Source organism: Streptomyces sp. UNOB3_S3 (assembly GCF_020740895.1).
Taxonomy (GTDB): domain Bacteria; phylum Actinomycetota; class Actinomycetes; order Streptomycetales; family Streptomycetaceae; genus Streptomyces.
Genome location: NZ_JAILXP010000059.1, coordinates 1 through 26,039, shown reverse-complemented (window position 1 = coordinate 26,039; position 26,039 = coordinate 1). Strand labels below are relative to the sequence as shown.

The 26,039-nt window shown below is 73.8% G+C and carries 24 protein-coding genes and 1 pseudogene; 8 read left to right on the top strand and 17 right to left on the bottom strand.

What is annotated here, in order from left to right:
- Window positions 1-211 precede the first annotated feature (211 nt).
- Genes K6I33_RS09380 through K6I33_RS09360 form a run of 5 tightly spaced genes read right to left on the bottom strand, consistent with a single transcriptional unit; the run spans window position 212 to window position 5,518 of the window.
- Window positions 212-1,381 (bottom strand): CaiB/BaiF CoA-transferase family protein, encoded by a 1,170-nt coding sequence (locus tag K6I33_RS09380; RefSeq protein WP_229349795.1) that lies wholly within the window; start codon window positions 1,379-1,381, stop codon window positions 212-214.
- Between the two features lie 44 nt (window positions 1,382-1,425).
- Window positions 1,426-2,106, bottom strand: coding sequence for an LUD domain-containing protein (locus tag K6I33_RS09375; RefSeq protein ID WP_229349793.1), 681 nt, complete (start codon window positions 2,104-2,106; stop codon window positions 1,426-1,428).
- Window positions 2,103-3,572, bottom strand: a complete 1,470-nt coding sequence (locus K6I33_RS09370; RefSeq protein WP_229349791.1) for a lactate utilization protein B — start codon at window positions 3,570-3,572, stop codon at window positions 2,103-2,105. The genes K6I33_RS09375 and K6I33_RS09370 overlap by 4 nt, the downstream gene beginning before the upstream one ends.
- Entirely contained in the window at window positions 3,569-4,330 is a 762-nt protein-coding gene (locus K6I33_RS09365; protein ID WP_229349789.1) for a (Fe-S)-binding protein, read from the bottom strand. The genes K6I33_RS09370 and K6I33_RS09365 overlap by 4 nt, the downstream gene beginning before the upstream one ends.
- A 60-nt stretch (window positions 4,331-4,390) precedes the next feature.
- Window positions 4,391-5,518 (bottom strand): NAD(P)-binding domain-containing protein, encoded by a 1,128-nt coding sequence (locus K6I33_RS09360; protein ID WP_229349786.1) that lies wholly within the window; start codon window positions 5,516-5,518, stop codon window positions 4,391-4,393.
- 116 nt (window positions 5,519-5,634) lie between these two features.
- Here K6I33_RS09360 and K6I33_RS09355 point away from each other — a divergent pair, with 116 nt between their 5' ends.
- The gene (locus K6I33_RS09355; protein ID WP_229349784.1) at window positions 5,635-6,057 is read left to right on the top strand and encodes a secondary thiamine-phosphate synthase enzyme YjbQ; all 423 of its coding nucleotides are present in this window, start codon (window positions 5,635-5,637) and stop codon (window positions 6,055-6,057) included.
- Between the two features lie 3 nt (window positions 6,058-6,060).
- Here the strand turns inward: K6I33_RS09355 and K6I33_RS09350 are convergent, their stop codons facing one another.
- The 3 genes from K6I33_RS09350 to K6I33_RS09340 form a co-directional block, all read right to left on the bottom strand.
- Window positions 6,061-6,984, bottom strand: coding sequence for a D-alanyl-D-alanine carboxypeptidase family protein (locus tag K6I33_RS09350; protein WP_229349782.1), 924 nt, complete (start codon window positions 6,982-6,984; stop codon window positions 6,061-6,063).
- 83 nt (window positions 6,985-7,067) lie between these two features.
- A complete protein-coding gene (locus tag K6I33_RS09345; RefSeq protein ID WP_374283904.1) occupies window positions 7,068-7,781 on the bottom strand; it encodes an HAD family hydrolase in 714 nt (237 codons plus the stop codon).
- A gap of 63 nt (window positions 7,782-7,844) precedes the next feature.
- Window positions 7,845-8,327 carry an Lrp/AsnC family transcriptional regulator gene (locus K6I33_RS09340; protein WP_229349778.1) on the bottom strand — a complete coding sequence of 161 codons (483 nt, stop codon included), beginning with the start codon at window positions 8,325-8,327 and terminating at the stop codon, window positions 7,845-7,847.
- A 330-nt stretch (window positions 8,328-8,657) separates the two neighbouring features.
- Between K6I33_RS09340 and K6I33_RS09335 the strand changes: the two genes are divergently transcribed.
- A complete protein-coding gene (locus tag K6I33_RS09335; protein WP_374283901.1) occupies window positions 8,658-11,183 on the top strand; it encodes a beta-propeller fold lactonase family protein in 2,526 nt (841 codons plus the stop codon).
- Between the two features lie 200 nt (window positions 11,184-11,383).
- Here K6I33_RS09335 and K6I33_RS09330 read toward each other — a convergent pair whose 3' ends face one another.
- From K6I33_RS09330 to K6I33_RS09320, 3 genes are all read right to left on the bottom strand, one after another.
- Complete coding sequence (locus tag K6I33_RS09330) at window positions 11,384-12,334, bottom strand: sirohydrochlorin chelatase (protein WP_229349774.1); 951 nt, start codon at window positions 12,332-12,334, stop codon at window positions 11,384-11,386.
- A gap of 106 nt (window positions 12,335-12,440) precedes the next feature.
- Entirely contained in the window at window positions 12,441-13,523 is a 1,083-nt protein-coding gene (locus tag K6I33_RS09325) for an N-acetylglucosamine kinase (RefSeq protein ID WP_229349772.1), read from the bottom strand.
- 34 nt (window positions 13,524-13,557) lie between these two features.
- A complete protein-coding gene (locus K6I33_RS09320; protein ID WP_229349770.1) occupies window positions 13,558-14,235 on the bottom strand; it encodes a uracil-DNA glycosylase in 678 nt (225 codons plus the stop codon).
- Between the two features lie 383 nt (window positions 14,236-14,618).
- Between K6I33_RS09320 and K6I33_RS09315 the strand changes: the two genes are divergently transcribed.
- Window positions 14,619-15,818 (top strand): PP2C family protein-serine/threonine phosphatase, encoded by a 1,200-nt coding sequence (locus tag K6I33_RS09315; RefSeq protein ID WP_229349768.1) that lies wholly within the window; start codon window positions 14,619-14,621, stop codon window positions 15,816-15,818.
- Window positions 15,819-15,858: 40 nt separating this feature from the next.
- On the opposite strand, the gene K6I33_RS09310 is transcribed toward K6I33_RS09315, so the two are convergent.
- The 4 genes from K6I33_RS09310 to K6I33_RS09295 form a co-directional block, all read right to left on the bottom strand.
- A complete protein-coding gene (locus K6I33_RS09310) occupies window positions 15,859-17,220 on the bottom strand; it encodes an FAD-dependent oxidoreductase (RefSeq protein ID WP_229349766.1) in 1,362 nt (453 codons plus the stop codon).
- A 123-nt stretch (window positions 17,221-17,343) separates the two neighbouring features.
- A complete protein-coding gene (locus tag K6I33_RS09305) occupies window positions 17,344-17,961 on the bottom strand; it encodes a TetR/AcrR family transcriptional regulator (RefSeq protein ID WP_229349764.1) in 618 nt (205 codons plus the stop codon).
- A gap of 159 nt (window positions 17,962-18,120) precedes the next feature.
- Entirely contained in the window at window positions 18,121-18,999 is an 879-nt protein-coding gene (locus K6I33_RS09300) for an undecaprenyl-diphosphate phosphatase (protein WP_229349762.1), read from the bottom strand.
- 143 nt (window positions 19,000-19,142) lie between these two features.
- Window positions 19,143-19,937 (bottom strand): TVP38/TMEM64 family protein, encoded by a 795-nt coding sequence (locus K6I33_RS09295; protein ID WP_229349760.1) that lies wholly within the window; start codon window positions 19,935-19,937, stop codon window positions 19,143-19,145.
- 358 nt (window positions 19,938-20,295) lie between these two features.
- Between K6I33_RS09295 and K6I33_RS09290 the strand changes: the two genes are divergently transcribed.
- Window positions 20,296-21,429, top strand: coding sequence for a GTP-binding protein (locus K6I33_RS09290; protein WP_229349757.1), 1,134 nt, complete (start codon window positions 20,296-20,298; stop codon window positions 21,427-21,429).
- A 71-nt stretch (window positions 21,430-21,500) separates the two neighbouring features.
- Window positions 21,501-22,346 carry a spermidine synthase gene (locus tag K6I33_RS09285; RefSeq protein ID WP_229349754.1) on the top strand — a complete coding sequence of 282 codons (846 nt, stop codon included), beginning with the start codon at window positions 21,501-21,503 and terminating at the stop codon, window positions 22,344-22,346.
- Window positions 22,347-22,384: 38 nt separating this feature from the next.
- Here K6I33_RS09285 and K6I33_RS09280 read toward each other — a convergent pair whose 3' ends face one another.
- Window positions 22,385-23,428 carry a hypothetical protein gene (locus tag K6I33_RS09280; RefSeq protein ID WP_229349752.1) on the bottom strand — a complete coding sequence of 348 codons (1,044 nt, stop codon included), beginning with the start codon at window positions 23,426-23,428 and terminating at the stop codon, window positions 22,385-22,387.
- 82 nt (window positions 23,429-23,510) lie between these two features.
- On the opposite strand from K6I33_RS09280, the gene K6I33_RS09275 reads away from it, so the two are divergent.
- The gene (locus K6I33_RS09275; RefSeq protein ID WP_229349750.1) at window positions 23,511-23,963 is read left to right on the top strand and encodes a DUF4442 domain-containing protein; all 453 of its coding nucleotides are present in this window, start codon (window positions 23,511-23,513) and stop codon (window positions 23,961-23,963) included.
- A gap of 302 nt (window positions 23,964-24,265) precedes the next feature.
- On the opposite strand, the pseudogene K6I33_RS09270 reads toward K6I33_RS09275, so the two are convergent.
- Window positions 24,266-24,541 (bottom strand): annotated as a pseudogene (locus K6I33_RS09270) (ArsI/CadI family heavy metal resistance metalloenzyme); the annotation flags it as partial.
- Window positions 24,542-24,597: 56 nt separating this feature from the next.
- On the opposite strand from K6I33_RS09270, the gene K6I33_RS09265 reads away from it, so the two are divergent.
- Window positions 24,598-24,993 carry a helix-turn-helix transcriptional regulator gene (locus K6I33_RS09265; protein WP_229349748.1) on the top strand — a complete coding sequence of 132 codons (396 nt, stop codon included), beginning with the start codon at window positions 24,598-24,600 and terminating at the stop codon, window positions 24,991-24,993.
- On the top strand, window positions 24,993-26,039 hold a 1,047-nt coding region (gene arsB, locus K6I33_RS09260; protein ID WP_308297099.1), incomplete at its 3' end, for an ACR3 family arsenite efflux transporter. The genes K6I33_RS09265 and arsB, both read left to right, overlap by 1 nt.

The following is a 26,039-nucleotide window of genomic DNA, read 5'->3' as shown; positions in this document are numbered from 1 at the left end:
CCACCGGGTCCCCGCGTCCGCTCCGCCCGCCGCCCCGGCCCGTGCCGCCGTCTCCGGGCCCGCTGTCCGTACAGCCATGGTCCGTCCCCCTTCTGGATGGGTCCGCCGGTTCCCCGGCGATCTTCCGCTTCGGGACAGAGCCTGCCGCCCGGGAGCCGGCCCACCCAGCCCCCGGCTTCGCGTACGCACAGCGTGCCTACCACCCGTAGGGTCACCCTCCGCGGGTGCCCGGCCCCTCCGGCTCCCCGAACTCCGCGCGGATCGCGGCCGTGTGCTCCCCGAGCGCGGGCACCGCGCCCATCACCGCCTCCCGGCCCGCCACCGCCACCGGCGGCAACAGCCCGCGCAGCGGACCGGCGGGCGAGCCGAACTCCCGCCATCTGTCCCGCGCAGCCAGCTGGGGGTGCGCGGCGAACCCGGCGACCGTACGCAGCCGGGCGGCCGCGATGCCTGCGGCGTCGAGCAGGGCGAGAACGCCCTCCGCCGTGTGCCCGGCGAAGCACTCCTCGATGACGACCGTCAGCTGCTCGTCATGGGTGTGGCGCAGCGGGTTGTCCACGAAACGCGGATCGTCCGCCAACTCGGGGCGCCGTAACACTCGTTCGCACAGCGCCCGCCACTCGCGGTCGCTCTGCACGCTGAGGAAGACCTGGGCGCCGTCGCCGCACCGGTAGTGCCCGTAGGGGGAGATGGACGGGTGCCGGGCCCCGCTGCGGGCCAGGGGCGCTCCGCCGTACGCCTCCGCGTAGTACGGCTGCCCCATCCACTCGGCCAGGGCGTCGAAGAGGGAGAGGGACAGGGCCGAGCCCTCGCCGGTGCGCTCGCGCTCGTACAGGGCGGTCAGGATGCCCGTGAAGGCGTACATTCCCCCGGCGATGTCGGCGACGGATATGCCGGGACGGGCGACGGAGTCCGAGCTTCCGGTGAGCGAGACCAGTCCGGCCTCGCACTGCACCAGCAGGTCGTAGGCCTTGCGGTTCCGGTACGGGCCGCTCGTGCCGTAGCCGGAGACGTCGCAGGTGATCAGGCGGGGGTGGCGGGCCCGTAGGGCGCCGGGGGCCAGGCCCAGCCGCTCGGCGGCGCCGGGGCCGAGGTTCTGCACGAAGACGTCGGCGCGGGCGAGGAGCCGGTCGAGCAGCGCCCGGTCCGCGGCGTCCTTGAGGTCCAGGACCACGCTCTCCTTGCCTCGGTTGACCCAGACGAAGTAGGCGGAGAGGCCCTTGACCCTGCGGTCGTAGTCCCGGGCGAAGTCGCCGCGCCCGGGACGTTCGACCTTGATGACCCGGGCTCCCAGGTCGGCGAGCTGACGGGTGGCGAAGGGGGCCGCGACAGCCTGTTCGAGGGCGACGACCGTGATGCCGCGCAGGGGTGGTTCCGGCACGGTTCCTCCTAGGGAACGAGCGCGGTTGGCAAGGGCGGGCGCTGTCAGGAGGAAGGCTCCGGGCTCTCGACGAGGATCACCTCCAGCGCGCGCGGGCCGTGGACCCCCTCGACGCGGTCCAGTTCGATGTCGCTCGTCGCCGACGGGCCCGAGATCCAGGTCAGGGGCCGGACGGGGGAGAGGCGTTCCAGGGCCTGGGGCACCGAGTCCACCACCTGCCCGGGGGCCCGGACCACGCACAGGTGGTGGTCGGGCACGAGGGTGATGCGGCGCCGGCCCTGGTCCGGGCCCGCGTCGAGGACCAGGGTGCCGGTCTCGGCGATCGCCAGCGCGCACCCGGTGACCACGCTGTCCACGGCGTCCAAGTCGTGGGCCGTCAGCTCCGGTCCGTCCACGACCCGTTCGGCATCCGCTTCGGCCAGCCAGCCGTCCGGCAGGCCGGTCGGTACGACGACCCTGCGGCTGCCGCGCCGGCGGAGCAGCTCGGCGAGCAGGGCGGGCAGCCCGGCCGGGTCCGTGCGGTGCACGACGGCCCGGTAGTCCGCCAGCCGTTCGGCGAGCAGGCCGACGGACTCGGCCGGCGTCCGTTCGCCGTGCGCCCGCAGATAATCGCGCGGGACCGGGTGATCGTCGGGGCGCTCGTAGCGCGGCACATCGGCCAGCGCGCGCCGTACGCGCCCCAGGACGCGCGCCCTGCTCGGGGAGTGCGCCGGATCGCCGGTCATGGCCGTTCTCCCCGGGTGCGGGCCCACCAGTCCCGGAAGGACTCCTCGGGCACCTCCGGCAATTCGCGGATGTCCGACCAGGCGCGACCCGGGCCCGGCAGCCGCCGGGGGTGGGCGCGGCGGGTCCGGGCGGCGAGGCGCTGGGCCCGGCGCAGCACGGCCGGGTGGCCGAAGGTCCAGCCGGCGGCCCGCATCACGGCGCGCTCCAGGGCGTGGCGCTTCGCGGGCCTGATCACGGTCCGGTTGCCGCGGACGGTGACGGGCCCGCCCTCCACGACCCGCTCCCGCAAGTGGACCAGGACCTCGGGGATGTCGATGGCCACCGGGCACACCTCGTAGCAGGCTCCGCACAGGGACGAGGCGAAGGGGAGCGACTCCTCCAGCGGCGAGGCGAGGCCGCGCAGTTGCGGGGTGAGGATCGCGCCGATGGGCCCGGGGTAGGGCGAGCCGTAGGCGTGGCCGCCGGCGCGCTCGTAGACCGGGCAGACGTTGAGACAGGCCGAGCAGCGGATGCAGCGCAGCGCCTGGCGCCCGACCTCGTCGGCGAGGGTGTCGGTGCGGCCGTTGTCGAGCAGCACGAGGTGGAAGTCGCGGGGCCCGTCCTCGTCGGTGGTGCCCGTCCACATCGAGGTGTAGGGGTTCATGCGCTCGGCGGTCGAGGAGCGTGGCAGCAACTGGAGGTAGATTTCCAGGTCCCGCCAGGTCGGTACGGTCTTCTCGATTCCGACCACGGAAATCAGGGTTTCGGGGAGCGTGAGGCACATACGGCCGTTGCCCTCGGACTCGACGACGACCAGGGTGCCGGTCTCGGCCACCATGAAGTTGGCGCCGGAGATGCCGACCTTGCACCGCAGGAACTTCTCACGCAGGTGCAGCCGCGCGGCCTCGGCGAGGTCGGCGGGCCGGTCGGTGAGCCCCTCGGGGGCCGGGCGGCCCCAGTCGGCCATCCGGTCGCGGAAGATGTCGCGGATCTCCCGGCGGCCGCGGTGGATCGCCGGGACGAGGATGTGGGAGGGCAGATCGTCGCCGAGCTGGACGATGAGCTCGGCGAGGTCGGTCTCGTAGGCGCGGATGCCCGCCCGTTCCAGGGCGGCGTTGAGGCCGGTCTCCTGGGTGACCATGGACTTGACCTTGACGACCTCGCGCTCGCCCGTGGCCCGTACGAGCTCGGTGACGATGCGGTTCGCCTCCTCGGCGTCGGCCGCCCAGTGGACCGTGCCCCCGGCGCGGGTGACGTTCTCCTCCAGCCGCAGCAGATAGTGGTCCAGATGGCGCAGGGTGCGGTCCTTGACGGCCGCTCCGGCCGCCCGCAGCCGCTCCCAGTCGTCCAGTTCGGCGACGGCGGCGGCCCGTTTGGCGCGGATGGTGTGGGTGGCGTGCCGGAGGTTGGCGCGCAGCGTGGCGTCCCGGGTCGACTCCGCGGCGGCACGGGGGAAGGCGGGCATGCCCAGATACGTACGGCTCATGGCACGACTCCGTCCGTGCAGGCCAGGATCTCCGCCAGGTGGAGGGGGCGGACGGGGGAGCCGTCCCGGGCGAGGGTGCCGCCGATGTGCAGCAGGCAGGAGTTGTCGGCCGCGCAGACCGTCCCGGCGCCGGTCCGGGTGATCGCCCGTGCCTTGTCGGCGCCCATGGCGGCGGAGACGGCCGCGTTCTTGACCGCGAACGTGCCGCCGAAGCCGCAGCATTCGTCGGCGCCTTCGAGCTCGCGCAGTTCGAGGCCCTTGACGTGCTCCAGCAGCCGGCGCGGGCGGTCACGCAGGCCCAGCGCGCGCAGACCGTGGCAGGTGGGGTGGTAGGTGACGGTGTGCGGAAAACGGGCGCCGACATCGACGACACCCAGCACGTCCACCAGGAACTCGGTGAGTTCGTAGGTCCTGGGCACCAGCCGCTCCACGGCGGCCCGCAGCCGCGCCGCTTCCGCGGGGCGTCCCTCGGCGGCCGCGCGGGCGGCGATCCGGGGGTAGGACTCCCGGACCATCGCGGCGCACGAGGCGGAGGGGGTGACGACGTACTCGTGGTCGGCGAACGCGGCGGCGGTGCGCAGGAGCAGCGGCTCGGTGCCGTGACGGTAGCCCGTGTTGTACAGGGGCTGGCCGCAGCAGCTCTGCGCCGGCGGGAAGTCCACGCGCACGCCGAGCCGTTCCAGCAGCGTGACCACGGCCCGGCCGGTGCGCGGCCGCAGCGTGTCGTTGACGCAGGTGACGAACAGCCCTACGCGCATGACACCTCGGCCATCTCCTCGCGGTCGGTGACGCTCCGGCCAGTGATCGTCTTCGCGGCCTCATACTGCCGCAGCGAACGCCCGCTGGGAAGAACCCGAAGAACCCGACGCGTCCGGCGGGCCCTCTGTCAGGAGCGCCCCGATCTCGCGCACGGCGGCGCGCCCGGCGCGGTTGGCGCCGATGGTGCTCGCCGAGGGCCCGTAGCCGACCAGGTGGACGCGGGGGTCGCGGACCGCGCGCGTGCCCTCGACGCGGATGCCGCCACCCGCCTCGCGCAGCCCCAGCGGGGCGAAGTGGCCGAGGGCCGCGCGGAATCCGGTGGCCCACAGGATGACGTCGGCGTCGACGGCGGTGCCGTCGGCCCAGGCGACACCGGTCGGTGTGACGCGGTCGAACATCGGCAGCCGGTCCAGGATCCCGGCCTCGCGGGCCCGTTCCATCGCGGCCGTCATCGGGAGCCCCGTCACCGACACGACGCTCTGCGGCGGGAGGCCCTCGCGCACCCGTCGCTCCACCATGGCGACGGCGTCCCGTCCGCGCTCCTTGTCGAAGGGGCCGTCGCGGAACACCGGCGGCCGGCGCGTCACCCAGGTCGTGGCGGCCGCCACCTCGGCGATCTCCAGCAGGTGCTGCACCGCCGAGGTGCCGCCGCCGACGACCACGACCCGCAGCCCGGCGAAGGCGTCGGGACCCGGGTAGCCGGCGGTGTGCAGCTGACGGCCCCGGAAGCTCTCCCCGCCGGGGTAGCGGGGCCAGAAGGGGCGGTCCCAGGTGCCGGTCGCGTTGATCAGTGCCCGGGCCGACCAGATTCCCTCGGACGTTTCCACCCGCAACCGTCCGCCGTCGCCCTCGCGCACCGCGCGCACGTCGACCGGCCGGTGTACGCGCAGGCCGAAGGCGCGCTCGTAATCCGCGAAGTATCCGGCGATCACCTCCGAGGAGGGCCGGTCGTCGTCCGCGTCCGTCAGCTCCATGCCCGGCAGGGCGTGCATGCCGTGCACCTTGCCGTAGGTCAGGGTCGGCCAGCGGAACTGCCAGGCGCCGCCCGGGCGCGGCGACCGGTCGAGGACGACGAAGTCCCGTTCCGGCTCGTGTCCCGTGCGCCGCAGGTGATAGGCGGCGGACAGGCCCGCCTGACCGGCGCCCACGACCACGGCCTCGACGTCCCGCACCCCGATTTCGTTCATGTTTCTACTAACTATCGGGGTGGACGATCTCTTCCCGGCGGGCGCCGGCCGGGCGCCGGCCGGGCGCCGGCCGGCGCCGGTACGACGGGACGCGGCATCCGTACGAAGATGGGCGCATGAGCGATACCTTCCGCACCCGTGTCCTGGAGATCACCACCGGCCGTTCCGAGCGCGTGCACGACCTCACCGACCACTGCGAGGCGTTCCTGCGCGAGGCGGCCGGGGGCCGTGACGGCCTGCTCAATGTGTTCGTGCCCCACGCGACCGCCGGTGTGGCGGTGCTGGAGACGGGCGCGGGCAGTGACGACGACCTGCTGGCCGCGCTGCGGGACCTGCTGCCCGCGGACGACCGCTGGCGGCACCGGCACGGCAGCCGGGGCCACGGCCGTGACCATGTGCTGCCGGCCCTGGTGCCGCCGCACGCGACCCTTCCGGTCATCGGCGGGCGGCTGGAGCTCGGAACCTGGCAGTCCGTGTGTCTGGTCGATACCAACGTGGACAATCCGGACCGCCAGGTGCGGCTGACCTTCCTGGGGTGAGGATCAGTCCTGCTGCGCCGACCGCGGAAGCTGGCGCAGCTTCAGCGCGGTCTTCGTGCCGAAGGCCCAGTCGAGCATCCGCACGGCGTCCGGGTAGCGGTTCGTGGGGTCGTTGAGGATGACGCCCACGACCGTGCGGTCGCCGCGCCGGGCGGCGAAGACCAGGCACGGTCCGGCGGCCGTGCCGGTGCCGGTCTTGATGCCGATCGCGCCGTCGTAGGACCCGAGGAGCTTGTTGGTGTTGTCCCAGCGGTAGGTGCGGTTGACGTTCACGGCCTTCTGGCTGGTGGTCGTCGTCTTGACCACCGTGGCGAGCGTGTCGTTCGTCAGCGCGTACTGGGCCAGCGTCGCCGAGTCGCGCGGGGTGGTGTAGTTGTTCCCGTCGCTCGATATGCCGTCGAACGAGTCGTACCGGGTGTTCGTCATGCCCAGGTCTTCGGCCGTCTTGTTCATCTTGGCTATGAACTGCCGGGTGCGGGCGGCCTCCGTGTTGCCCAGGCCGAAGGTGTCGGCGAGCGCGTACGCGGCGTCGCACCCGGAGGGGAGCATCAGCCCGTACAGCAGCTGACGCACGGTCAGGGTGTCACCCGTCCGCAGATCGGCGGTGCTGGCGCCATTGCGTTCCACGTAGTCGCGGTACGACTGCTTGATGGTGATCTGCTTGTCGAGGTCGAGGCCGCGCTTGTTCAGCACCGTGACCGCGGTCATGATCTTGGTGGTGCTGGCCATCTGCCGCTGGGTGTCGGCGTCCTTGCCCCACAGGGCGCGGTTCGCTTCGCTGTCGAGCAGGAACGCGCCCTGCGCGGCGATGTCGGAGGGTCCGCCCTCGGCCTGGGCGGTCGCCGTGGGCAGCGCGATGGCCAGTGCGACCGCCGAGGCGATCGCGGCCGCGTACCGGCGACGGACGGATCTGCTCCTGAGCTCCATGAATGGACCTTTTCCTCGTGAATCGGATATGCCGTGCCGATGATCGCACCAGTGACTCCACGAGAAAAAACGGAATGTAGGGTTCATTCCCTGCGGCCGTCGAAGACCCACGCATAGGCCCGTGCGGCGTCGAACTCCGCCTGGCCGCCCGGGAACAGCAGCCCCGCCGTCCCGAACGCCGGATCCGCTGCCGCGGTGGGCGCGTACGGCACACCCACGCACCGCATCCCCGCCCGGTGCGCCGCCTCGGCGCCCGGAGGCGCGTCCTCCACCACCACGCATCTCCCGGGTTCCGTGCCCAACCGCCGTGCCGCCTCCAGGAAGACGTCCGGCTCGGGCTTGCCGCGGGCCACCTCCTCGGCCGAGACCACCGTGGCGAAACGGTCCGTCAGACCGACGCACTCCAGGACCGCTTCGATGGCCCGGCGCGAGGAGCCCGACGCCACGGCCAGTGGCACCCCGGCCGCGTACAGCCGCTCCACATACGCCCGCATCCGGGGAAACGCCTCGGTGCGCGTGCCCGCCAGCTCCAGATACGCGCGGTTCGTCTCGGCGAGCAACCCGTCCACGGGCATGTCGAGGCGGTACTCCCGGCGCAGGGTCTCCAGCGTCTCGCGCGTGCCGATGCCGACGAACCGCAGGTGGTCGTCCCAGCCGAAGCCGTCCACGCCGTGGTGGGCGAGCACGGCCCGGCTCGCCTCGAAATAGTTCGGCTCGCTGTCCACCAGCGTTCCGTCGAGATCGAAGATGACCCCGAGAGGTGAGGACGCCCTTGAAGTGATCACGTGCCCCAGCATGGCAGGGCGACCCGACGGGCCCGCCGGTCAGCCGTCCGGTCAGCCGTCCGGTCGGCCCGCCGGTCAGGTGGAGCGCTGCGCCGCCCGCCCCACCGACTCCACCAGCGGCACCATCCGGTACGGCACCCGCTCGCGCAGCACCATCTCGGTGCGCGTGCGCACCACGCCGGGCAACTGCACCAGCCGCTGGATCACGTCCTCCAGATGCGCCGGGTCCCGCGCGACGACGCGCGCCATCAGATCGCCGCTGCCCGTTATCGAGAACGCCTCAATGATCTCCGGCACGTCGCCGAGCTCGTTCGCCACGCTGTCCAGATGGCCCTGGGTGACCTCGATGTGGACGAACGCCAGCACCGGGTGGCCCAGCGCCGCGGGGGAGAGACGGGGACCGGTCCCGGTGATCACACCGTCGCGCTCCAGCCGGTCGAGCCGCGCCTGGAGCGTGCCGCGCGCGATCCCCAGCAGCCGCGCGTACTCCCGCGCGCTCGTCCGCGGCCGCTCCAGTAGCAACCGCAGGATCCTGGCGTCCAGCGCGTCCACGGCCATGGGCCACCGGCTCCCTCGTGGTCGTTCGTCCCGGCCCGCACTGTACCAATGGCCCAGTCTTCCGGGGCGGAGCCGGTCGGTCCCGTGGAACCCGGCCATTGGTCTGCTCATGGCGCAGCTACCCGGTGTTCCGCTGGGCCAATGGCCCAGTTTTTCCGGCTGCTCTTGAGCCACCCACCGAGGGGATGGTGTGATGGTCGGGTCGATGGCGCTGCGGATCTCCGCGGCGCCTTTTTCATGCCGGGTTCTCCCATGGCTCCACGCCGGGACCCACGGCGATTTCGCATCAGGACGTCGAAGGGGCGGAAAACTGTGCTGAAGAGGGCGTTCGTGGCAGCCGACCCGGGCCGGGCCAGGCTGCGGACCGCCACCCGCGCCGTCCTGGGCGTGGGCCTCGCGGTCACCGTCGTGACGCTCTCCGGGCTGCCGCTGACCGCCTCCATCACCGGTGGGCTCGCGGCGCTCCTCGCGCTGTTCACGGTCGCCGACCCCACCGTGCGCCGCCAGGCGGTCACCACCGCCCTGCTGCCCGCCGTCGGCCTGCCCGTCCTCGCGCTCGCGGCGGCCCTGCACGGGCTGCCGCTCGCGCGGGACGCGGCCTTCCTCGCCGTCGTCTTCTGCGGGGTGTACGCCCGCCGCTGGGGCCCCCGGGGCAACGCCCTCGGGATCTTCGGCTTCATGATGTTCTTCGCGACGCAGTTCCTGCACGCCGTCCCCGCCCAGCTGCCGCACCTGTACGCGGCGGTGCTCCTGGGCCTGGCGGCCGCCGGCGGCGTCCGCTTCGGGGCCTGGCCCATCGAGCGGCGCACCCCGCCGCCCGCCGCCCCGGCGCCCCTGGCCGCCCGGGGCCTCGCGCGCGTCACCACCCGGCAGGCCTTCCAGACCGCCTTCGCCTGCGGCCTGGCCCTCGCCGTCGGCCAGCTGGTCTCCGAGGAGCGCTGGTACTGGGCCGTCGGCACGGCCTGGTGGATCTTCGTGAACACCGCCTCGCGCGGGGAGACCCTCGTCCGGGGCTTCCGCCGCGTCGTCGGCACCCTCGCCGGCATCGCCGCCGGTCTGCTCGTGGCCGTACCGCTGCACGGCGCTCCCGCGCCCACCGCCGCCCTGGTCGCCCTCTGCGTCTTCGGGATCTTCTACACCGCCGCCCCCTCCTACAGCTGGATGATGTTCTTCGTGACCGTCATGGCCGGCCTGCTGTACGGGCTCCTCGGCGTGCTCCACCCCGGCCTGCTGGCACTGCGCTTCGAACAGACCCTCGTGGGCGCGGCGGGCGCGGCCGTCGCCGTCGCCGTCGTCCTGCCCGTCACCACGCACGCCGCCACCGACGCCTGGATCCGGCGGGCCCTGCTGGCCGTGCGCCACTGCACCGCCGAGTCCACGCGCCGGCTGGCCGGCGACGACTCGGCCGACCCCACCCCGCACGTCGCCGAGCTGGAGCTCCTCCTGACCAAGGTGCGGGTCTCCCTCGCCCCGCTGCTCCACCCGCTGAGCCCGCTGCGGGCGCGCCGCGAGCGGGCCCTCGCGGTCCTCGCCCACCTCGACGACTGCGCCCGGCAGGCCGGCGGCCTGGCGGAGGTCGCCGCCGACCCCGCCGCCTCCCACGACGCCCGGCTGACCGCCGCCTGCGACCGCGTCGAATCCGCGCTGCTGGCCCTGGCCGCCCCCGGCGAACCGCCCCGGGCCGGGGCACGGCCGGTCGCGGCGTTGTCAGTGCCGCCGTGTAGCGTCGGTGCCACTGACAGTGATCCTGTGCTCGACGGCCCACGACGGGCCGCCGGGCCGACGGGGGAGGACGGCATGGCGAACGGCAGCGAAGGACAGCGGCGCCGGTGGGCGTACATCGGCTCGTTCACCGAGGCGGGCGGCTCAGGCCTGACCGTCGCCGAGGTCGACGCCGGGACGGGCGCGCTCACGCCCGTCCACGCCACCGACGCGGTCGTGAACCCGTCGTATCTCGCGCTCTCCCCCGGAGGCGACGTGCTCTACGCGGTCAGTGAGACCGACGAGGGGGCCGTCGCCGCGTTCTCCCTCGCGGATCCCGCGCGGCCCGCGCTCCTGGGCCCGCCCGTCCCCGTCCGGGGCGACGGGCCCACCCACCTCGCCACCGCAGGCCCGTGGCTGCTCACCGCCAACTACGGCTCCGGCAGCGTCAGCGCGCTGCCGGTCCGCGTGGGCGGGGCCCCGGGCGCCCCCTCGGCGGTGTTCCCGCACCAGGGCGGCGGCCCGGTGCCGGACCGTCAGGCCGGTCCGCACGCGCACGCCGTGGTGCCCGACCCCACCGGGCGCTGGCTGCTCGCGACCGACCTGGGCACGGACTCGGTATGGATCTACGGGACCGACCCCGTCACCGGCGCGCCCGGCCCGCACGGCGAGACCCGGCTGCGCCCCGGCAGCGGCCCCCGCCACCTGGTCTTCCATCCGCGCGGCGACCGCGCCTACATCCTCAACGAGCTGGAGCCGACCGTCACCGTCTGCCGCTGGGACGGGGCGGCGGGGACGCTCGACCCCTTGGGCGAGACACGTGTCGTGCCGGCCGGGACGGAGGGGCCGACGTATCCGTCCGCTCCCGTGATCTCCGGCGACGGCCGCTTCCTGTGGGCGGCCAACCGGGGCCATGACAGCGTCGCCACGCTCTCCCTCGACACCTCGGGCGACGAGCTCGTGCTGCTCGGCACCGTCGGCTGCGGCGGGCACTGGCCCCGTGACCTGACCACCGGCCCGGACGGCCGGGTGCTGTACGCGGCCAACGAGCGCTCCGGGGACGTCACCTGGTTCACCGTCGACCCGGACACGGGCATACCGGCGCGGACGGGCTCGGCCGTGATCGCGGCGGCGTCCTGCGTGGTCCTCGCCTGAGCCGCGCGCTGCCGCGCGGCGGTTCTCGCTCGTCCCGGCACGGGCACGGCCGAGGAGCCCGGCCTGAGAACGCCTCCCGCCCGGCGCGAGCCGATCACGCCGGCCCGGAAGCGTCGGCTTCCGAAGATGCCGGCCCCCGGAAACGCCGGGAGGGGCCTCCGGTGCCGGAGGCCCCTCCCGTGGCGGTGCGGACGGCCTGGTTACCGGGCGGCCGGGGCGCCCTGCGCCGCCGGCAGCGTGATGCCGAGCGCGGCCGCGTACGTGGCGAGGACGAGCTTGCCGACCGAGGGGTAGTCGCCCAGCGGCTCGGCGGCCGCGCAGCCGGCCTCCTTCGCCGCCATGGCCGTGAGGGTCTCGTCGACCTCGGGGCCGATGAGGCAGGGGGCCAGCGCCAGGTTCCGGGAGCCGGAGGAGCGCAGCTGGTCGGCGGCGCGGGAGACGGCGCCGTCCTCGTCCAGCGCGGCGGTCAGCACCGGTACCGCGAGACGGGCGGAGAGCAGCATGCCGGTGATGCCGGCGGACTGCACGGCCTCCTCGCCGCCGACCGTCGCGAGGACGATGCCGTCAGCGGCCGTTGCGACTGTGAACAGTCGGGCGCGGTCGGCGCGGGCCAGCCCGGCCTCCGAGAGGCGGACGTGCAGGGCCTCGGCGAGCAGCGGGTGCGGGCCGAGCGCGTCGGTGAGCTCGCTGGCGCAGCCGCTGTTCAGCACGGCCTGGCGTATGCGGCGGACGACGGCGCTGTCCGGTCCCGCCAGCAGCGGCACGACGACGGCGTCGGGCGCCTGCGCCCAGACGGCGGCGCCCTCCGGGCCCTCGGCGGCCTCGGCCTCGGCCATGCGGGCGGCACGCTGGGCGGAGGCGTGGCCGAGGACGGCCTCCAGGGTGGGGAAGCCGTCAGCGGCGTCACCGCCCTCCGTGACGTCCACGTAGCCGACGCGCGCGTCGAGGCCCGGGAGCTCCGAGCAGGCGATGCTCAGCAGCTCCTCGGCGAGGCGGCGCGTGGTGATGTCGGGCGTCCCGGGCACGGCGAGCACCAGCGGGGGAGCGCCCGCCGGAGCGGCCGCGGGCTCCGGCCGCCGGTGCCGCCCGGGCTGGCGGGGGCGCGGCATTCGTACTGGCAGGCCCGGCGTGGGCCCTGTGGGGGAGCTCATGGCGTTGCATGCTAGCCGTTCATACGACTCGTCCGTTTGGGTGGGGGTAAATGATCAAGGTCTGTCCTGCTTTATTCGGTGACTCATCCGTTGGGCGCGGATGTGATCAGCGAACGACGCGCAGGAGCGCGCCGTCCACCGGCAGTGCGAGGCTGTCCTCCGCCAGCGCCGTGGCCACGCGCAACGCCCCCGTGAGGGGGTCGCCCTGGCAGTCCGTCAGTCGGGCCTGTGGTAGTTGCTTTTGCAACTCCTCCTGGACGGGGAAGAGCAGGGGCTCGCCCATACGGAACAGCCCGCCCGTCAGCGCCACCTCGGGAAACGCCCCCGGTCTTGCCGCTCCCGGTTCCGTCGCTCCCGGCCCCGTCTCCCCCAGCCCTGTCGCCCCCGGACCCGTGGGCGACGGGCACGCGGCCGCGGCCGCCGCGGCGATATGGTGCGCGGCCTCCCGCAGGATGCCCGCCGCGACCGCGTCGTCCGGCGCGCAGCGCCCCACCTCAGGGGCGAAGGAGGCGAGGACGGCGGGCCGGTCCGGCCGGGGGTAGAGCTTTCCCGGCAGTCCGCACGCCGGGCCGAAGACCGCCTCCAGCCGGGCCAGCAGCGCCGGTGATCCGCCGGCGCGGCCGTCGAACGCCCGCATCGCCGCCTCCAGCCCGGCCCGCCCGATCCAGGCGCCGCCACCGCAGTCGCCGAGCAGATGGCCCCAGCCGTCGGCGCGCCGCCAGCGGCCCTCCGGGCCGAGGGCGGTGCCGAGCGCGATCACACCCGTACCGGCGGCGACGACCACGCCCGGGCGCTGTCCGAGAGCGCCCGCGTAGGCGGTCACGGCGTCGCTGGCCAGCGCCAGCCGTCGGGCGCCGAGCTCGGCGCGCAGCACTCCGGGCAGCACGGCGTGCAGGTCGTCCCCCAGGGTCGCCATGCCGGCGGCCCCCACGCACACGGCGTCGCACCCCGGCGAACCGGCCTCGTGGAGCAGCCGCCGCGCGGCGGGCAGCACCCGGTCGAGCAGGTCCGGCGCGTCGATGCCGCGCCCGCCCGTGCCGACCGGCACGGATGAGGACCAGGTCAGCGCGGAGCCGCCGCCGTCGGCCGGGGCGAGGGCCACCCGCAGGCCCGAACCGCCCGAGTCGACGCCCAGGACCGTGCCCGCCCTGCCCCTGTCCCTACCCGCCGTGCCGGTACGAAGCGACATGGCGCGCACCCTATCGCCCGGGCCCGGCCCCGTGTCAGGGCAGTCGCCAGTCGACCGGCGCCATGCCCTGCCGGGCCAGCAGGTCGTTGGTCCGGCTGAACGGGCGCGAGCCGAAGAAGCCCCGGTCCGCCGACATGGGGGAGGGGTGCGCCGACTCCACGCACGGCACCCCGCCCAGCAGCGGCCGCAGATTGCGGGCGTCGCGCCCCCAGAGCACCGCCACCATCGGCTTGCCCCGGGACACCAGCGCGCGGATCGCCTGCTCGGTGACCTCCTCCCACCCCTTGCCCCGGTGGGCGGCGGGCTTGCGCGGGGCGGTGGTCAGCGCCCTGTTGAGCAGCAGCACCCCCTGCTGGGTCCACGGAGTGAGGTCGCCGTTGGACGGCCTGGGCAGCCCGAGGTCCGTGTGCAGCTCACGGAATATGTTCTCCAGGCTGCCCGGGAGCGGGCGCACCTCCGGGGCGACGGAGAAGCTGAGGCCGACGGCGTGGCCGGGCGTGGGATAGGGGTCCTGACCCACGATCAGTACTCTGACGTCGTCGAACGGCTGCTGGAAGGCGCGCAGCACGTTCGCGCCCGACGGCAGATAGGTCCGGCCCGCCGTGATCTCGGCGCGCAGGAAGTCGCCCATGGCGGCGATCCGCCCGGCCACCGGCTCGAGCGCCTTGGCCCAGCCCGGTTCGACGATCTCGTTCAAGGGTCTCGCAGCCACGGCTGCCGTGCCTCCCTGTCCTTGCGTAGGGACGGTGTCGCTGATGCCGCTCGATGTCGCTGTGCCGACGCTGTCGCGGTGGACGCCCGTACGTGAGGCAAAGATCGTACGCGAGCCGGGGGCGCCGCCCGGCGGGGATGCCCGGACCGGGAGCGAGGACCGGCCGGTGCGACGGCGCGGCGCGTCCTGCGGATTCACCCGTCGTGGTGCCCGGGACCCGCCACCGGCTTGTCATCCTTTATGACTTAACCCCGGGCGGGCCTTGACGGGCCGTGACGGGTCTTGACGGGCCTGGAGAAGCCGTGACGGGCCTCCTGGCCCTCGCCGTATGTGCCGGACGTGTCGGACAGGCGCCCGGACCGCCGGGAATGTAAGCAGGAAGCATGCGTCTTCAGCACCGTCTGCCGGACTTCGGTGAGCCGTGGCGCCCCAGCCGCGCGCTGATCGCGGTGCCGCTGGGGCTGATCGGCCTGATCGTGGCGGTGGACCTGCTGACCGCGCCCAACATCCACCTCGGTCCCCTGCTGGTCGTGGCCCCCACGATCACCGCGGTGTTCGCCGGCCCCCGGCTCACCGCCCTCATCGGTGCCCTCGCCGTGGCGGCCCAGATCATCATCGGGGTCTTCCACGGCGGGCTGTGGACGTCCAACCACCAGGCGCAGATCATCGCGCTGGTGGTGATCACCCTGTTCGTCGTGGTCTTCCGCTCCGTGCACGAGGGCCACGAGAGGGCGCTCAACCAGGCCCGCTGGGTGGCCGACGTCGCCCAGAAGGTCCTGCTCAGGCCGCTGCCGGCACACCTGGGCCCGCTGCGGATCGCGTCGGTGTACGTGGCGGCGGAGGCCGGGGCGCAGATCGGCGGCGACCTCTACGCGGCCGTACGCACCCCCCGGGGCGCCCGGGTGATGATCGGCGACGTACGGGGCAAGGGGCTGGCGGCGGTCGGCGACGCGGCCCTGCTGCTCGGCGCCTACCGCGCGGCCGCCCATCGCGATCCACCGCTGCCCCGGCTGGTGGCGCACCTGCAGAACGCCGTCTACTCGGAACCCGAGGAAGCCGAGGAAGCCGAGGAACCCGGGGCGGCCAGGGAGACCGGGGCGGCCAGGGAGGCCGCGAAACCCGAAGGGACCGGGAGAACCGGGCAGCCCACCGGCGACACCCCGGCCGGGGAACGGTTCGTCACGGCCGCCGTCCTGGACATCCCCGACGACGAGCAGGTGCTCCGGCTCATCAACTGCGGTCACCCGCCGCCGATCCTGCTGCGCGACGGCGAGCTGACGGAACTGGCGGTGAAGGACCCGGCCCTCCCCCTCGGGGTGGGCGGCTGCGTCACCGAGGAGGACTACGAGGCCGAGACCTTCCCCTACCGGGACGGCGACCTCCTGCTGCTCTATACGGACGGGGTCGTAGAGACCCGTGACGCCGACGGCGTCTTCTACCCCCTCGCCGACCGGCTCCGGGCATGGCGGGAAACCGACCCCCAACGGCTCGCCCAGCGGCTGCACAGCGATCTGGTCGCCCACGCGGGAGGCTCCCTGGACGACGACGTCGCCCTCGTCGCCATCGAACGGCGCCCCGCCTGACCGGGGACGGCCCGGCAGCCGGCTCCACGACCGCCGGCCGTCAGTTCACCGTCCCCTCCCGCGAGCGCGCGGCGTGGAGCAGGCCCGCCCAGTCCGGGATCTTCACCGTGCCCCGGCCCAGCCGCCGCCCCAGCGCCGCCTCGGCCGCCTCGATCCCCAGCCAGCCCGGCCACTCCACCGGCTCCCCGCCGGCCGCGCGCAGCGCGGTGAGCGGGTCCTCGGCCGGGCGGCGCGCCAGGAGGGCCCGGGCGTCGGCGAGCAGCGAGCCCACGGTCTCCTTGGCGCAGGGGCGGTTGGTGCCGATGACGCCGGTCGGTCCGCGTTTGATCCAGCCCGCGACGTACTCGCCGGGCGAGGGCGCCCCGTCCCGCAGCACACGCCCCTGGTCATGGGGGACGGTGCCGTGGTCCGGGTCGAACGGCAGCCCGGGGAGGGGCACTCCGCGATAGCCCACCGACCGCAGGACCAGCCGCGCCTCGATCTCCTCGAACCGTCCCGTGCCCACCACGCCGCCGTTCCCGTCCGGCGCCGTCCGCTCGAAGCGCACCGCGCGCACGGCCTCGTCGCCCAGCAGGGCGACGGGCCGCAGGAAGAACCGCAGCCGGATCCGCCGGAGCCCGTCCGGGTCCGGCCGCCCGGCCCACCCCCGCAGCACCTCCACATTGCGGCGGGCGGCCGCGGGCAGCGCGGAGGGGTCGGCCCACGCCGGGTCCAGCGCCGCCTCCTCGGCCCGTACGTGCGCCCCGGCGCCCGGCAGGGTGCCCAGTTCGCGCAGCTCCTTGGTGGTGAACCGGGCCTGGGCCGGGCCCCGCCGGCCCACCATGTGGATCTCCCGGACCCGGCTGGCGGCGAGCACGGTCAGGGCCGGGTCCGGCACGTCGGTGGGCCGCAGGTCGTCCGCGCGGCGCGCCAGCACCCGCGCCACGTCGACGGCCACGTTGCCGACGCCGATGACGACCGCGGAGCGCGCGTCCAGTGCGAACCCGCCGGGCGCGGCGTCGGGGTGGGCGCTGTACCAGGAGACGAACTCGGTCGCCGAGAAGCTGCCCGGCAGGTCCTCGCCCGGGATGCCCAGTCGCCGGTCGGTGGCCGCGCCCACGCAGTAGACCACCGCGTGGTAGAGCTCCAGCAGCCGGCGCGGCGTCACCTCGCCGGGGCCGTTGCCCACCGCGACGTTGCCGAGGAAGGTCACCCCGGGGAGCTCCAGCGCGGTGCGGAGGTTGTTCTGCAGCGATTTGATCTTCTCGTGGTCCGGGGCGACGCCGTAGCGCACCAGCCCGTACGGGCAGGGCAGCCGGTCGAGCACGTCGACCCTGACTCCCGGCACCGTGTGCTGTTCCACCAGGGCCTGGGCCGTGTAGACACCGCTCGGCCCCGATCCGACGACTGCGACGCGAAGCACTGGGGCTCCTTCCCGCGGGTGCGTCCAGGATCCCATCGACGGCCGTGTCACGGCAGGGGCAGAAGGGCCACACGGGTGCGGCCGCCCGGGCGCGGTCGTCGCGATCCCGCTGCCGGGAGCCCGTCAGACCCCCGGGGCCGGCGGCTGTTCGCCTGGCGGGAAGCCGAGCTCCCAGGCGAGCGCGTACCGCTGGAACAGCTCCGCGCGCAGCCGCTCGGCGGGCATCGGCGCCCCCGGCAGCAGGATCGCGACGACCGCGCCCATCAACAGGGCGCGCAGCAGGCGGTAGTCGGTCTCCGGGTCGGCGGAGCCGTAGCGCGCCATGGTGTCGCGCAGGAGGGCGGCGAGGCGCTGCTGCTCGGGGCACTGGATGAAGCCCTCGGCGGTCAGGATGCCCGCCATGTGGGTGCGCATCAGCCGGGGCCGGTCCCGGGCGAGCCCCAGGACCGCGTCGATCGCGCGGGCCAGCAGGTCGTGCCCCTCGCGCGTGCGCGGCTCGCGCTCCAGGCAGGCGGCGAGCTCCAGGTGCATCAGCCGGTGCACGGCGGACTGGAGCAGCTGCCGCTTGCCGGGGAAGTAGTAGGAGACCAGCCCGCGCGCGGCGCCCGCCCGGTCCGCGATGTCCGCGAGTGTCGTCGCTTCGTAGCCCCGCTCGTCGACGAGTTCGACGGTCGCCAGCAGCAGGCGCTCGATGGAGCGGCGGCGCAACTCCTCGTTGACCGCCGGGCTGCGCGGAGACATTGCTTTAACTCCTGCGTTGACTGGCTCCGAGCCAATATACTCAGGGGGGTGGCCGGTTGTCCCTCCCGGCGGGCGGGATCCGGTGTGTCCGCTGATGTCGGGTCATGCGGGGGATGATCCGACATCAGCGGTTCTGTCCCGCCGATGCCAGGGCGCCGGTCAGGAGGAGAGCTCCCCGGCGTGCGGGGCGAGGACGCCCGCGCCGACGAGGGCGAAGAGCAGCAGCCCCAGCAGAATGCGGTAGATCACGAACGGCATGAAGCTCTTGCTGGAAATGAACCGCATGAACCATGCGATGACGGCGTATCCCATGACGAAAGCGACGAGCGTGGCGAAGAGCGTCGGCCCCCATGCCGTGTGCCCGTCGCCCGCGTCCTTGAGCTCGAAGAGCCCCGAGGCGAGCACCGCGGGCACGGCCAGCAGGAAGGAGTACCGGGCCGCCGCCTCGCGGGTGTAGCCGAGCAGCAGGCCGCCGCTGATCGTGGCGCCCGACCGGGAGACGCCCGGGACCAAGGCTATGGCCTGGCAGAAGCCGAAGATCAGGCCGTCCTTGACGCCGAGCTCGGTGAGCCCCTTGCGGGTGCGTACGGCCCGGTGGCGGCCGCCCGTCGCGTCGCGGGCCGCCAGCCGGTCGGCGACGCCCAGGACGACGCCCATCACCACGAGGGTCGTCGCGATCAGCCGGAGGTCCCGGAACGGGCCCGCGATGGCGTCCTTGAGCAGCAGCCCCAGCACACCGATCGGGAGCGAGCCGACGATCACCAGCCAGCCCATCATCGCGTCGTGGTCACGGCCGGCCCCGGCCCGGCGGCCGGTGAGCGAGCGGAACCACGCGGAGACGATGCGCGCGATGTCCCGGCGGAAGTAGATGAGGACGGCGGCCTCGGTGCCGATCTGGGTGATCGCGGTGAACGCCGCGCCGGGGTCCGGCCAGTCCGCGAAGGCGGCGGTCAGCCGCAGGTGGGCACTGGAGGAGATCGGCAGGAACTCGGTCAGTCCCTGCACGAGCCCGAGGACGAGGGATTCGAACCAGCTCATGAAGTCTGCGCCATCCAAAGCGGTGGTCGTGGCGTGGTCCGGAACGGTCCGCGCCGGCGCGGCACCTTGATCCGGTGGGATGGTCGCAGAATGTCACGCTGAGTCGAACTCGCGTCCTACGTACGGGTGTTCATGGCGATAATTCACTCACTGGACGGCCGGACGTCACCGGTCGTTGGCCCGCCCTGACACCCGCCCTGACGCCCGCCCTGGTTTTCACCCTGGTTTTCACCCCGGCTTTCACCCCGGCGTCCGCGCCGTCGCCATGCCACGACGACCGCCGCCAGTCCGGTGACGGCCAGGAAGCCCGCCGCGGCCAGGAACACGGGGGACGTGGGGGAGGCCGCGCGGCTGCCCGCTATGACGTAGGCGGCGGTGTTGGGCGCGCTCCCCAGGGCGGTGGCCAGCAGAAAGGGCGCCCAGCCCATCCGGGAGACCGCGGCGCAGTAGTTCACGCCGGCGAAGGGCAGGCCGGGAAAGAGCCGCAGCGCCAGCATCGAACGGAACCCGTGGAGGCTCAGCTGCCGGTCGGCGGCCGTCAGCCACCGCCCCCGTACCAGCGGCCGCAGGGCGTCCTGCCCCAGCAGCCGGCCCAGGCCGAAGGAGAGCGCCGAGCCCAGGACCGTCCCCACCACGGCGGCTGTCGTGCCGAGCGGCGCGCCGAAGAGGGCGCCGGCCGCCAGGCTCAGTACCGGGCGCGGGACGAACGCCGCCGTGCACAGCCCGTACGCGCCGGCGAAGAGCACCAGCGCGGCCGCCCCGCCCGACAGCCGGTCTGGCCAGCCGCCCGTGAGCAGCCGCTCCGGATGGAGGAGCAGCACGGCCACGACCGCCCCGCCGACCAGCGCGACGAGCAGCCCCAGCCGGGCCCGTGGGGACAGCAGCGCACGGGCGCGGCGCTCGGCGGGGCCGGGGGGCGGCGCGGCGGTATCGAGCATCGAAGGAGCGTAACCGACGTGGCCGTATGGACGGTGTGATCTCGGTGAGACGGCACAGAAGCAGAAACGAACGGTCATTTTCCGTTCGCCCGGCCGGCCCGCCGATGTGCGGGGAACCAGCCCGCCGTCGTGTGGGAAAACGGCGGGAGAAACGGCGGGAGAAACGGCGGGAGAAAAGCATTCGACGTGCTCAGGGCCGTGCGCGAGCATCGCGCTTGGGGGCCGGGGCGGTCGGGCCCGGGTACGGGCGACGGTGCCGCCGCGGCGCCCCGCCCACCACGTCCGGAGAGTTCCGGGCACATCCGGAGAGTTCCGGAGAAGCCCGGAGAGGTTCCGCAGACCCCGGAGAGAAGGAGCCATGACCCAGCAGGCCTATGCACGCACCAAGCCGCATCTCAACATCGGCACCATGGGCCACCTCGACCACGGAAAGACCACACTCACCCGCGCCATCACCGCGCGCCTCGGCCGTACCCCCACGGGATGGGGCCCGCCCGGCCCCACGGTCGCCACCGCGCACGTCGCGTACGAGACGGACACTCGCCACTACGCCCACGCCGATCTGCCCGGCAACCCCCGTTTCGTCGGGAACATGCTGTCGGGCACCGCCGGGCTCGACGGCGCGATCCTCGTCGTCTCGGCGCCGGAGGGCGTCCGGCCGCAGACCGCCGAGCATCTGCTCCTCGCCCGCCGCGCCGGCGTGGAGCACTTCGTCGTCGCCCTCACCAAGGCCGAGGCCGCCCGGCCCGAGCGTGCCGACGCCGTCGAGGCGGACGTCCGGCGGCTGCTCACCGCGCGCGGTGGCGACGGCCGCCACACTCCCGTCGTCCGGGTCTCCGCGCTGGGCGCGCTGCGGGGCGAGCCGCGCTGGACCGCCGCGATCGACGCCCTGCTGGACGCCGTCGACGCCTGCCTCCCCACCCCGGTCCGCTACACGGACGCGCCCTTCCTGCTGCCGGTCGAGCGCGTCCTGGTCGTGCCCCGGCGCGGGACCGTCGTCACCGGCACCGTCGAGCGCGGCACCGTCCGCCCGCGCGGTGTCGTCGAGCTGCCCGAGGGGTACGGCCTCACCCACGTCCTGAGTGTGGAGACCTTCGGCCGCAGCATGGAGATCGCCCAGGCGGGTGACAGCGTGGCGCTGCTGCTGCGCGGACTGCAGGGGCACGAGGTACGGCGCGGGGACGTGGTCGCCGCGCCGGGCAGCGCCTCCGTGCACCGGCGCTTCACCGCCCGCGCGCGGCTGCTGACGGCGGCCGAGGGCGGCCGGCGCACCCCGGTCCGCACCGGCTTCCGGGCCCGCTTCCACCTGCGGACCGCCGAGGTCACCGGGGAGATCGGCCTCGGGCCGCGCGGCAGCGCCGGCCCGGGCGGGAGCGCGGCCCTCACGGTCGGGCTGGACCGGCCGCTCCCGGTGCGGGCCGGGCTGCCCTTCGCGATCCGCGAGGGCGGCCGCACCATCGGCACCGGCACGGTGACGGCCGTCGCGGCGTGAGGGGCGCGGCGGCGCGTGAGGGGTGTGGCGGGGCGGCGCGCCGCCCCGCCACCAGGGGGAACAATGGGGGAGTGGACGAACCGATACCCGTGACCCGCGAGGTCGATCACGGCACCGCCAAGCTCATGCCCGACGTGGACCGGGCGCGGGCCTGGCTGCTGACCATGGACGGCGCACCCCAGTCGTACGTCGACCTCGACGACCCCACCCACCTCGAATTCGAGTACGCGCGCCGGATCGCCCACGTCCTCGACACCGTCGCCGAGCCGGGGCGCCCGCTGACGCTGCTGCACCTCGGCGGTGGGGCCCTCACCCTGCCCCGCTACGCGGCGGCGACCCGCCCCGGCTCGCGCCAGCGGGTCGTCGAGGCGGACCGCGGCCTGATCGAGCTGGTCGCCGAACACCTGCCGCTGCCCGCCGGGTCGGGCATCGAGGTATGCGCCGGGGATGCCCGGGCCGTGCTGGAGGAGGCCCCCGCCGGCTCCGTCGACATGATCATCGGCGATGTCTTCGGCGGCTCCCGGGTGCCCGCGCACCTCACGTCCCTGGAGTACGCGCGCGGTGTCGCGCGGGTGCTGCGGCCGGACGGCCATTACGTGGCGAACCTCGCCGACGGCGCGCCCTTCGATTTCCTGCGCGCCCAGGTGGCCACGTTCGCGTCCGTCTTCGAGCACCTGTGCCTGATCGCGGAGGCCCCGATGCTGCGCGGCCGCCGGTTCGGCAACGCCGTCCTGGTCGCCGCGCACCGGGAGCCGCCGCTCGCCGACCTCGCCCGCCGGACCGCCGCCGACGTGTTCCCGGCACGGGTGGAGTACGGGGCGGCCCTGGAACGGTTCGCCCGGGGCGCGGTACCGGTGCGCGACGCGGACGCGGTGGCCTCGCCGGAACCGCCGGGCGGGGCGTTCACGGTCGGCTGAGCGACGAGACCACCGTCCGTCAGGAGAGCCACCGTCCGTCAGGAGGAGGCGAGCGGCCTGAGGGTGCTCATGACCTTCTTGACGGTGTCGTCGGAGACCTCGCGCTGCCCGCCCTTGACCCCGGAGAAGACCCAGACGGCGAAGTCGCCGTTGGTGTCCTTGAAGGCCACGGAGAAGGCCTTGCCGTCGCTGGAGCACTTGTTGGCCTGGGGCACGCCGGTCACCGTGGTGGTCGCGGTGGCGCCGCTGATGCCGTGGTCGCTCTTGAAGGGCGTGGCCTTGCCGATGTCGTACTTGCCCTGCTTCTTCTGGTCGAACATCGCCCACGCCCAGGCCGCCGCCTCGTTCTGGGCGGCCTCCTCCAGGCTCTTCGCGCCCTGGCCGCCCTTGGTGCCGGCGACCCCGGAGGAGTAGGTGTCGTCGGTGCCCCGGTCGTTCTTGACCGAGCACTGCTCCCGCTGGAAGTAGCCGGGCGAGGACATGGCCTCGGCCAGCTTCATGCCCGACTTGTCGGCCTCGTCGTCGATCCGCACGGCGGCCCCGTCCTGGGGCACGTCCCAGTCGGCGGGGACGTCGAAGGCGAGGTGCCGCTTGGAGTTGATGACGACCTTCCAGCCGTCGACCACGGGCTTGACGCCGCCACCGGCCCGCGGATTGTCCAGCGGCGCCTGGGAGCTCGCTGCGGGCGACGGGGCCTGGGCGGGTGCCGAGGGCTTGGTGTCCTTCGCTGCGGGCGCCGGGTCGTCCTTGCCGCCGTCGTCCTTCAGGACCAGGAAGCCGGTGATGCCCGCCGCGACGACCACGGCTGCCGCGACGGAGATCGCGATCACCGTCGTGCGCTTGTCCCGGCCGCCGCCCCCGCCCTGCGGCTGGGGCGCGCCGGGCGCTCCGGGCGCGCCCGGCGGGGACCACTGGGGGGCGCCGGGCGGCGGGGTGGGCTGTGCGTAGGGATTGGGCTGCTGGTAGCCCGGCTGCTGATACGGGTTGCCCTGGGGTTGCCCCGGTACTGGCTGTGCGTACGGGTTCCGGTCGGGGTCCTGCGGGTTCTGCTCGCCCCCGGGCTGCTGCTGTCCTGGCCACATGGCCGACAACCATAGAGGCCGCGGGTAACGGTTGTGATCGGCGCCCCTTCCCGATTGTGCTACCGATTGGTAACTTACCGGCATGTCACAGACCACGCCCTCGATCGGCGAAGCCCTCGCGGCCACCGTGCCCATGGTCCGCACCCTCAACCTCGTCTTCGACGAGATCACCGCCGAGCGCGCGGTCCTCCGGCTGCCCGACCAGCCCGACTACCACAACCACGTCGGCGGCCCGCACGCCGGCGCCATGTTCACCCTCGCCGAGTCCGCCAGCGGCGCGATCGTCCTCGCCGCCTTCGGCGACCAGCTCTCCCGCGCCGTGCCGCTGGCCGTCAAGGCCGAGATCGGCTACAAGAAGCTCGCCATGGGCCCCGTCACCGCGACCGCCGAACTCGGCCGCCCCGCCGCCGAGGTCGTCGCCGAACTCGACGCGGGACAGCGCCCGGAGTTCCCGGTGCGGGTCTCCATCGCACGCGAGGACGGCGCGGAGACGGGCGAGATGACGATCTGGTGGACGCTGCGGCCCAACGCGTAGCCTCTGACCTGGGAAGACGCTGATCTGCCGCTACCGCAGGGCACATTGAGGTCACACCGCTTTCCGATTCCACACCGCTTTCGCGGCGGCGACGATCCCCGCCGGCAGAATGTCCGTGGCGGCCCGGCCGCGATCCCCCGCACCGACGCGGCCACGGACATACCGGCGGAAAGTGACGAGCGGGTTCGCATGCCCCATTCACCCGGCGATATCCACGACGGACTCGCCGGCGTCGATCTGGGCGGTCGCGAAGAAGACGCCGGCCCTCTACGCCGCAGGATGCTCCCGGCTGTCGGCTCGTGGGTCACCCGCCGGAAGGTTGCCAGGCCGGACTCCTTGAGGCGCTCGGTGGCGGCGGTGACCTGGTCGGTGGTCTCGACCTCGACGCCGAGGTGGTCGAGGCGGGTGTCCCGGCCGGGTTCGCCTTCGATGAGGACGAGCTTGAGCGGGGGCTCGGTGATGGCGAAGTTCGCGTAGCCGGGCCGGTGCTCGGCGGGTTCGACGCCGAAGAGCTTGGAGTGGAAAGCCACCGATCCTTCGAGGTCGGCGACGTTGAGGGCGAGCTGCACGCGGGACATGACGATCTCCTCTATCTCCTCTATTCGCTTGTATCGATAGATGTCAACATAGAAGCATGTCGAATCAAGAGTTCGTGGTGCTCGGGCAGGACGGCCCCGACGGCTGCTGCCCCGGCCTGCTGACCGCGCCGCTGTCCGAGGACCAGGCCGTCGAGCTGGCGAAGGTCTTCAAGGCCCTTGGCGACCCGGTGCGGCTGCGGCTGCTGTCGATGATCGCTTCCCGGGCGGGCGGCGAGGTGTGCGTCTGCGACCTCACCCCGGCGTTCGACCTGTCCCAGCCGACGATCTCCCACCACCTGAAGCTGCTGCGCGAGGCCGGGCTGATCGCCTCCGAGCGGCGCGGGACATGGGTCTACTACCGACTGCTCCCGGAGATGACCGACCGGCTCTCCGGCATCCTGACCCGCCCCGCCGGGCAGCCCCTGCCCGAGCCCGCCGAGGCTCCCTCGTGATCGGCGCGCCCACCGCCCCGGTGGCGGCCCGGCTGTCCTTCCTCGACCGCTACCTCGCGGTGTGGATTCTCGCCGCGATGGGCGCCGGCCTCGGCCTGGGCCGCCTCGTCCCGGGGCTGGGGGACGCGCTGGCGAAGGTGACCGTCACCGGGGTCTCGCTGCCGATCGCGCTCGGGCTGCTGGTGATGATGTACCCGGTGCTTGCCAAGGTCCGCTACGACCGCCTCGACACCGTCACCCGCGACCGCCGCCTCCTGATCCCCTCGCTGGTCATCAACTGGATCATCGGCCCGGCCGTCATGTTCGCCCTCGCCTGGCTCTTCCTGCCGGACCTGCCCGAGTACCGCACGGGGCTGATCATCGTCGGCCTGGCCCGCTGCATCGCCATGGTCATCATCTGGAACGACCTGGCCTGCGGCGACCGCGAAGCCGCCGCCGTCCTCGTCGCGCTCAACAGCGTCTTCCAGGTGATCGCGTTCTCCGCCCTCGGCTGGTTCTACCTCTCCGTCCTGCCCGGCCGGCTCGGCCTGGAGACCACCGGCCTGCACGTGTCCGTGGGGGAGATCGCCCGCAGCGTCCTGATCTTCCTTGGCATCCCGCTCGCCGCCGGATTCCTCACCCGCTGCCTCGGCGAGAAGGCCAAGGGCCGCGCCTGGTACGAGGAGAAGCTGATCCCGCGCATCGGGCCCTTCGCCCTGTACGGGCTGCTGTTCACGATCGTCGTGCTGTTCGCGCTCCAGGGCGACGCGATCACTTCCCGCCCGCTCGACGTCGTGCGGATCGCGCTGCCGCTGCTCGTCTACTTCGCCGTGATGTGGGCCGGGTCCATGGCCCTCGGCTGTACGGTCGGCCTGGACTACCCTCGCACGACGACCCTGGCGTTCACCGCCGCGGGCAACAACTTCGAGCTCGCCATCGCCGTCGCCATCGCCACCTTCGGCGCCTCCTCCGGCCAGGCCCTCGCCGGAGTCGTCGGCCCCCTCATCGAAGTCCCCGTCCTCATCGGCCTCGTCTACGTCGCCCTCGCCGCCCGCCGCCACTTCCCC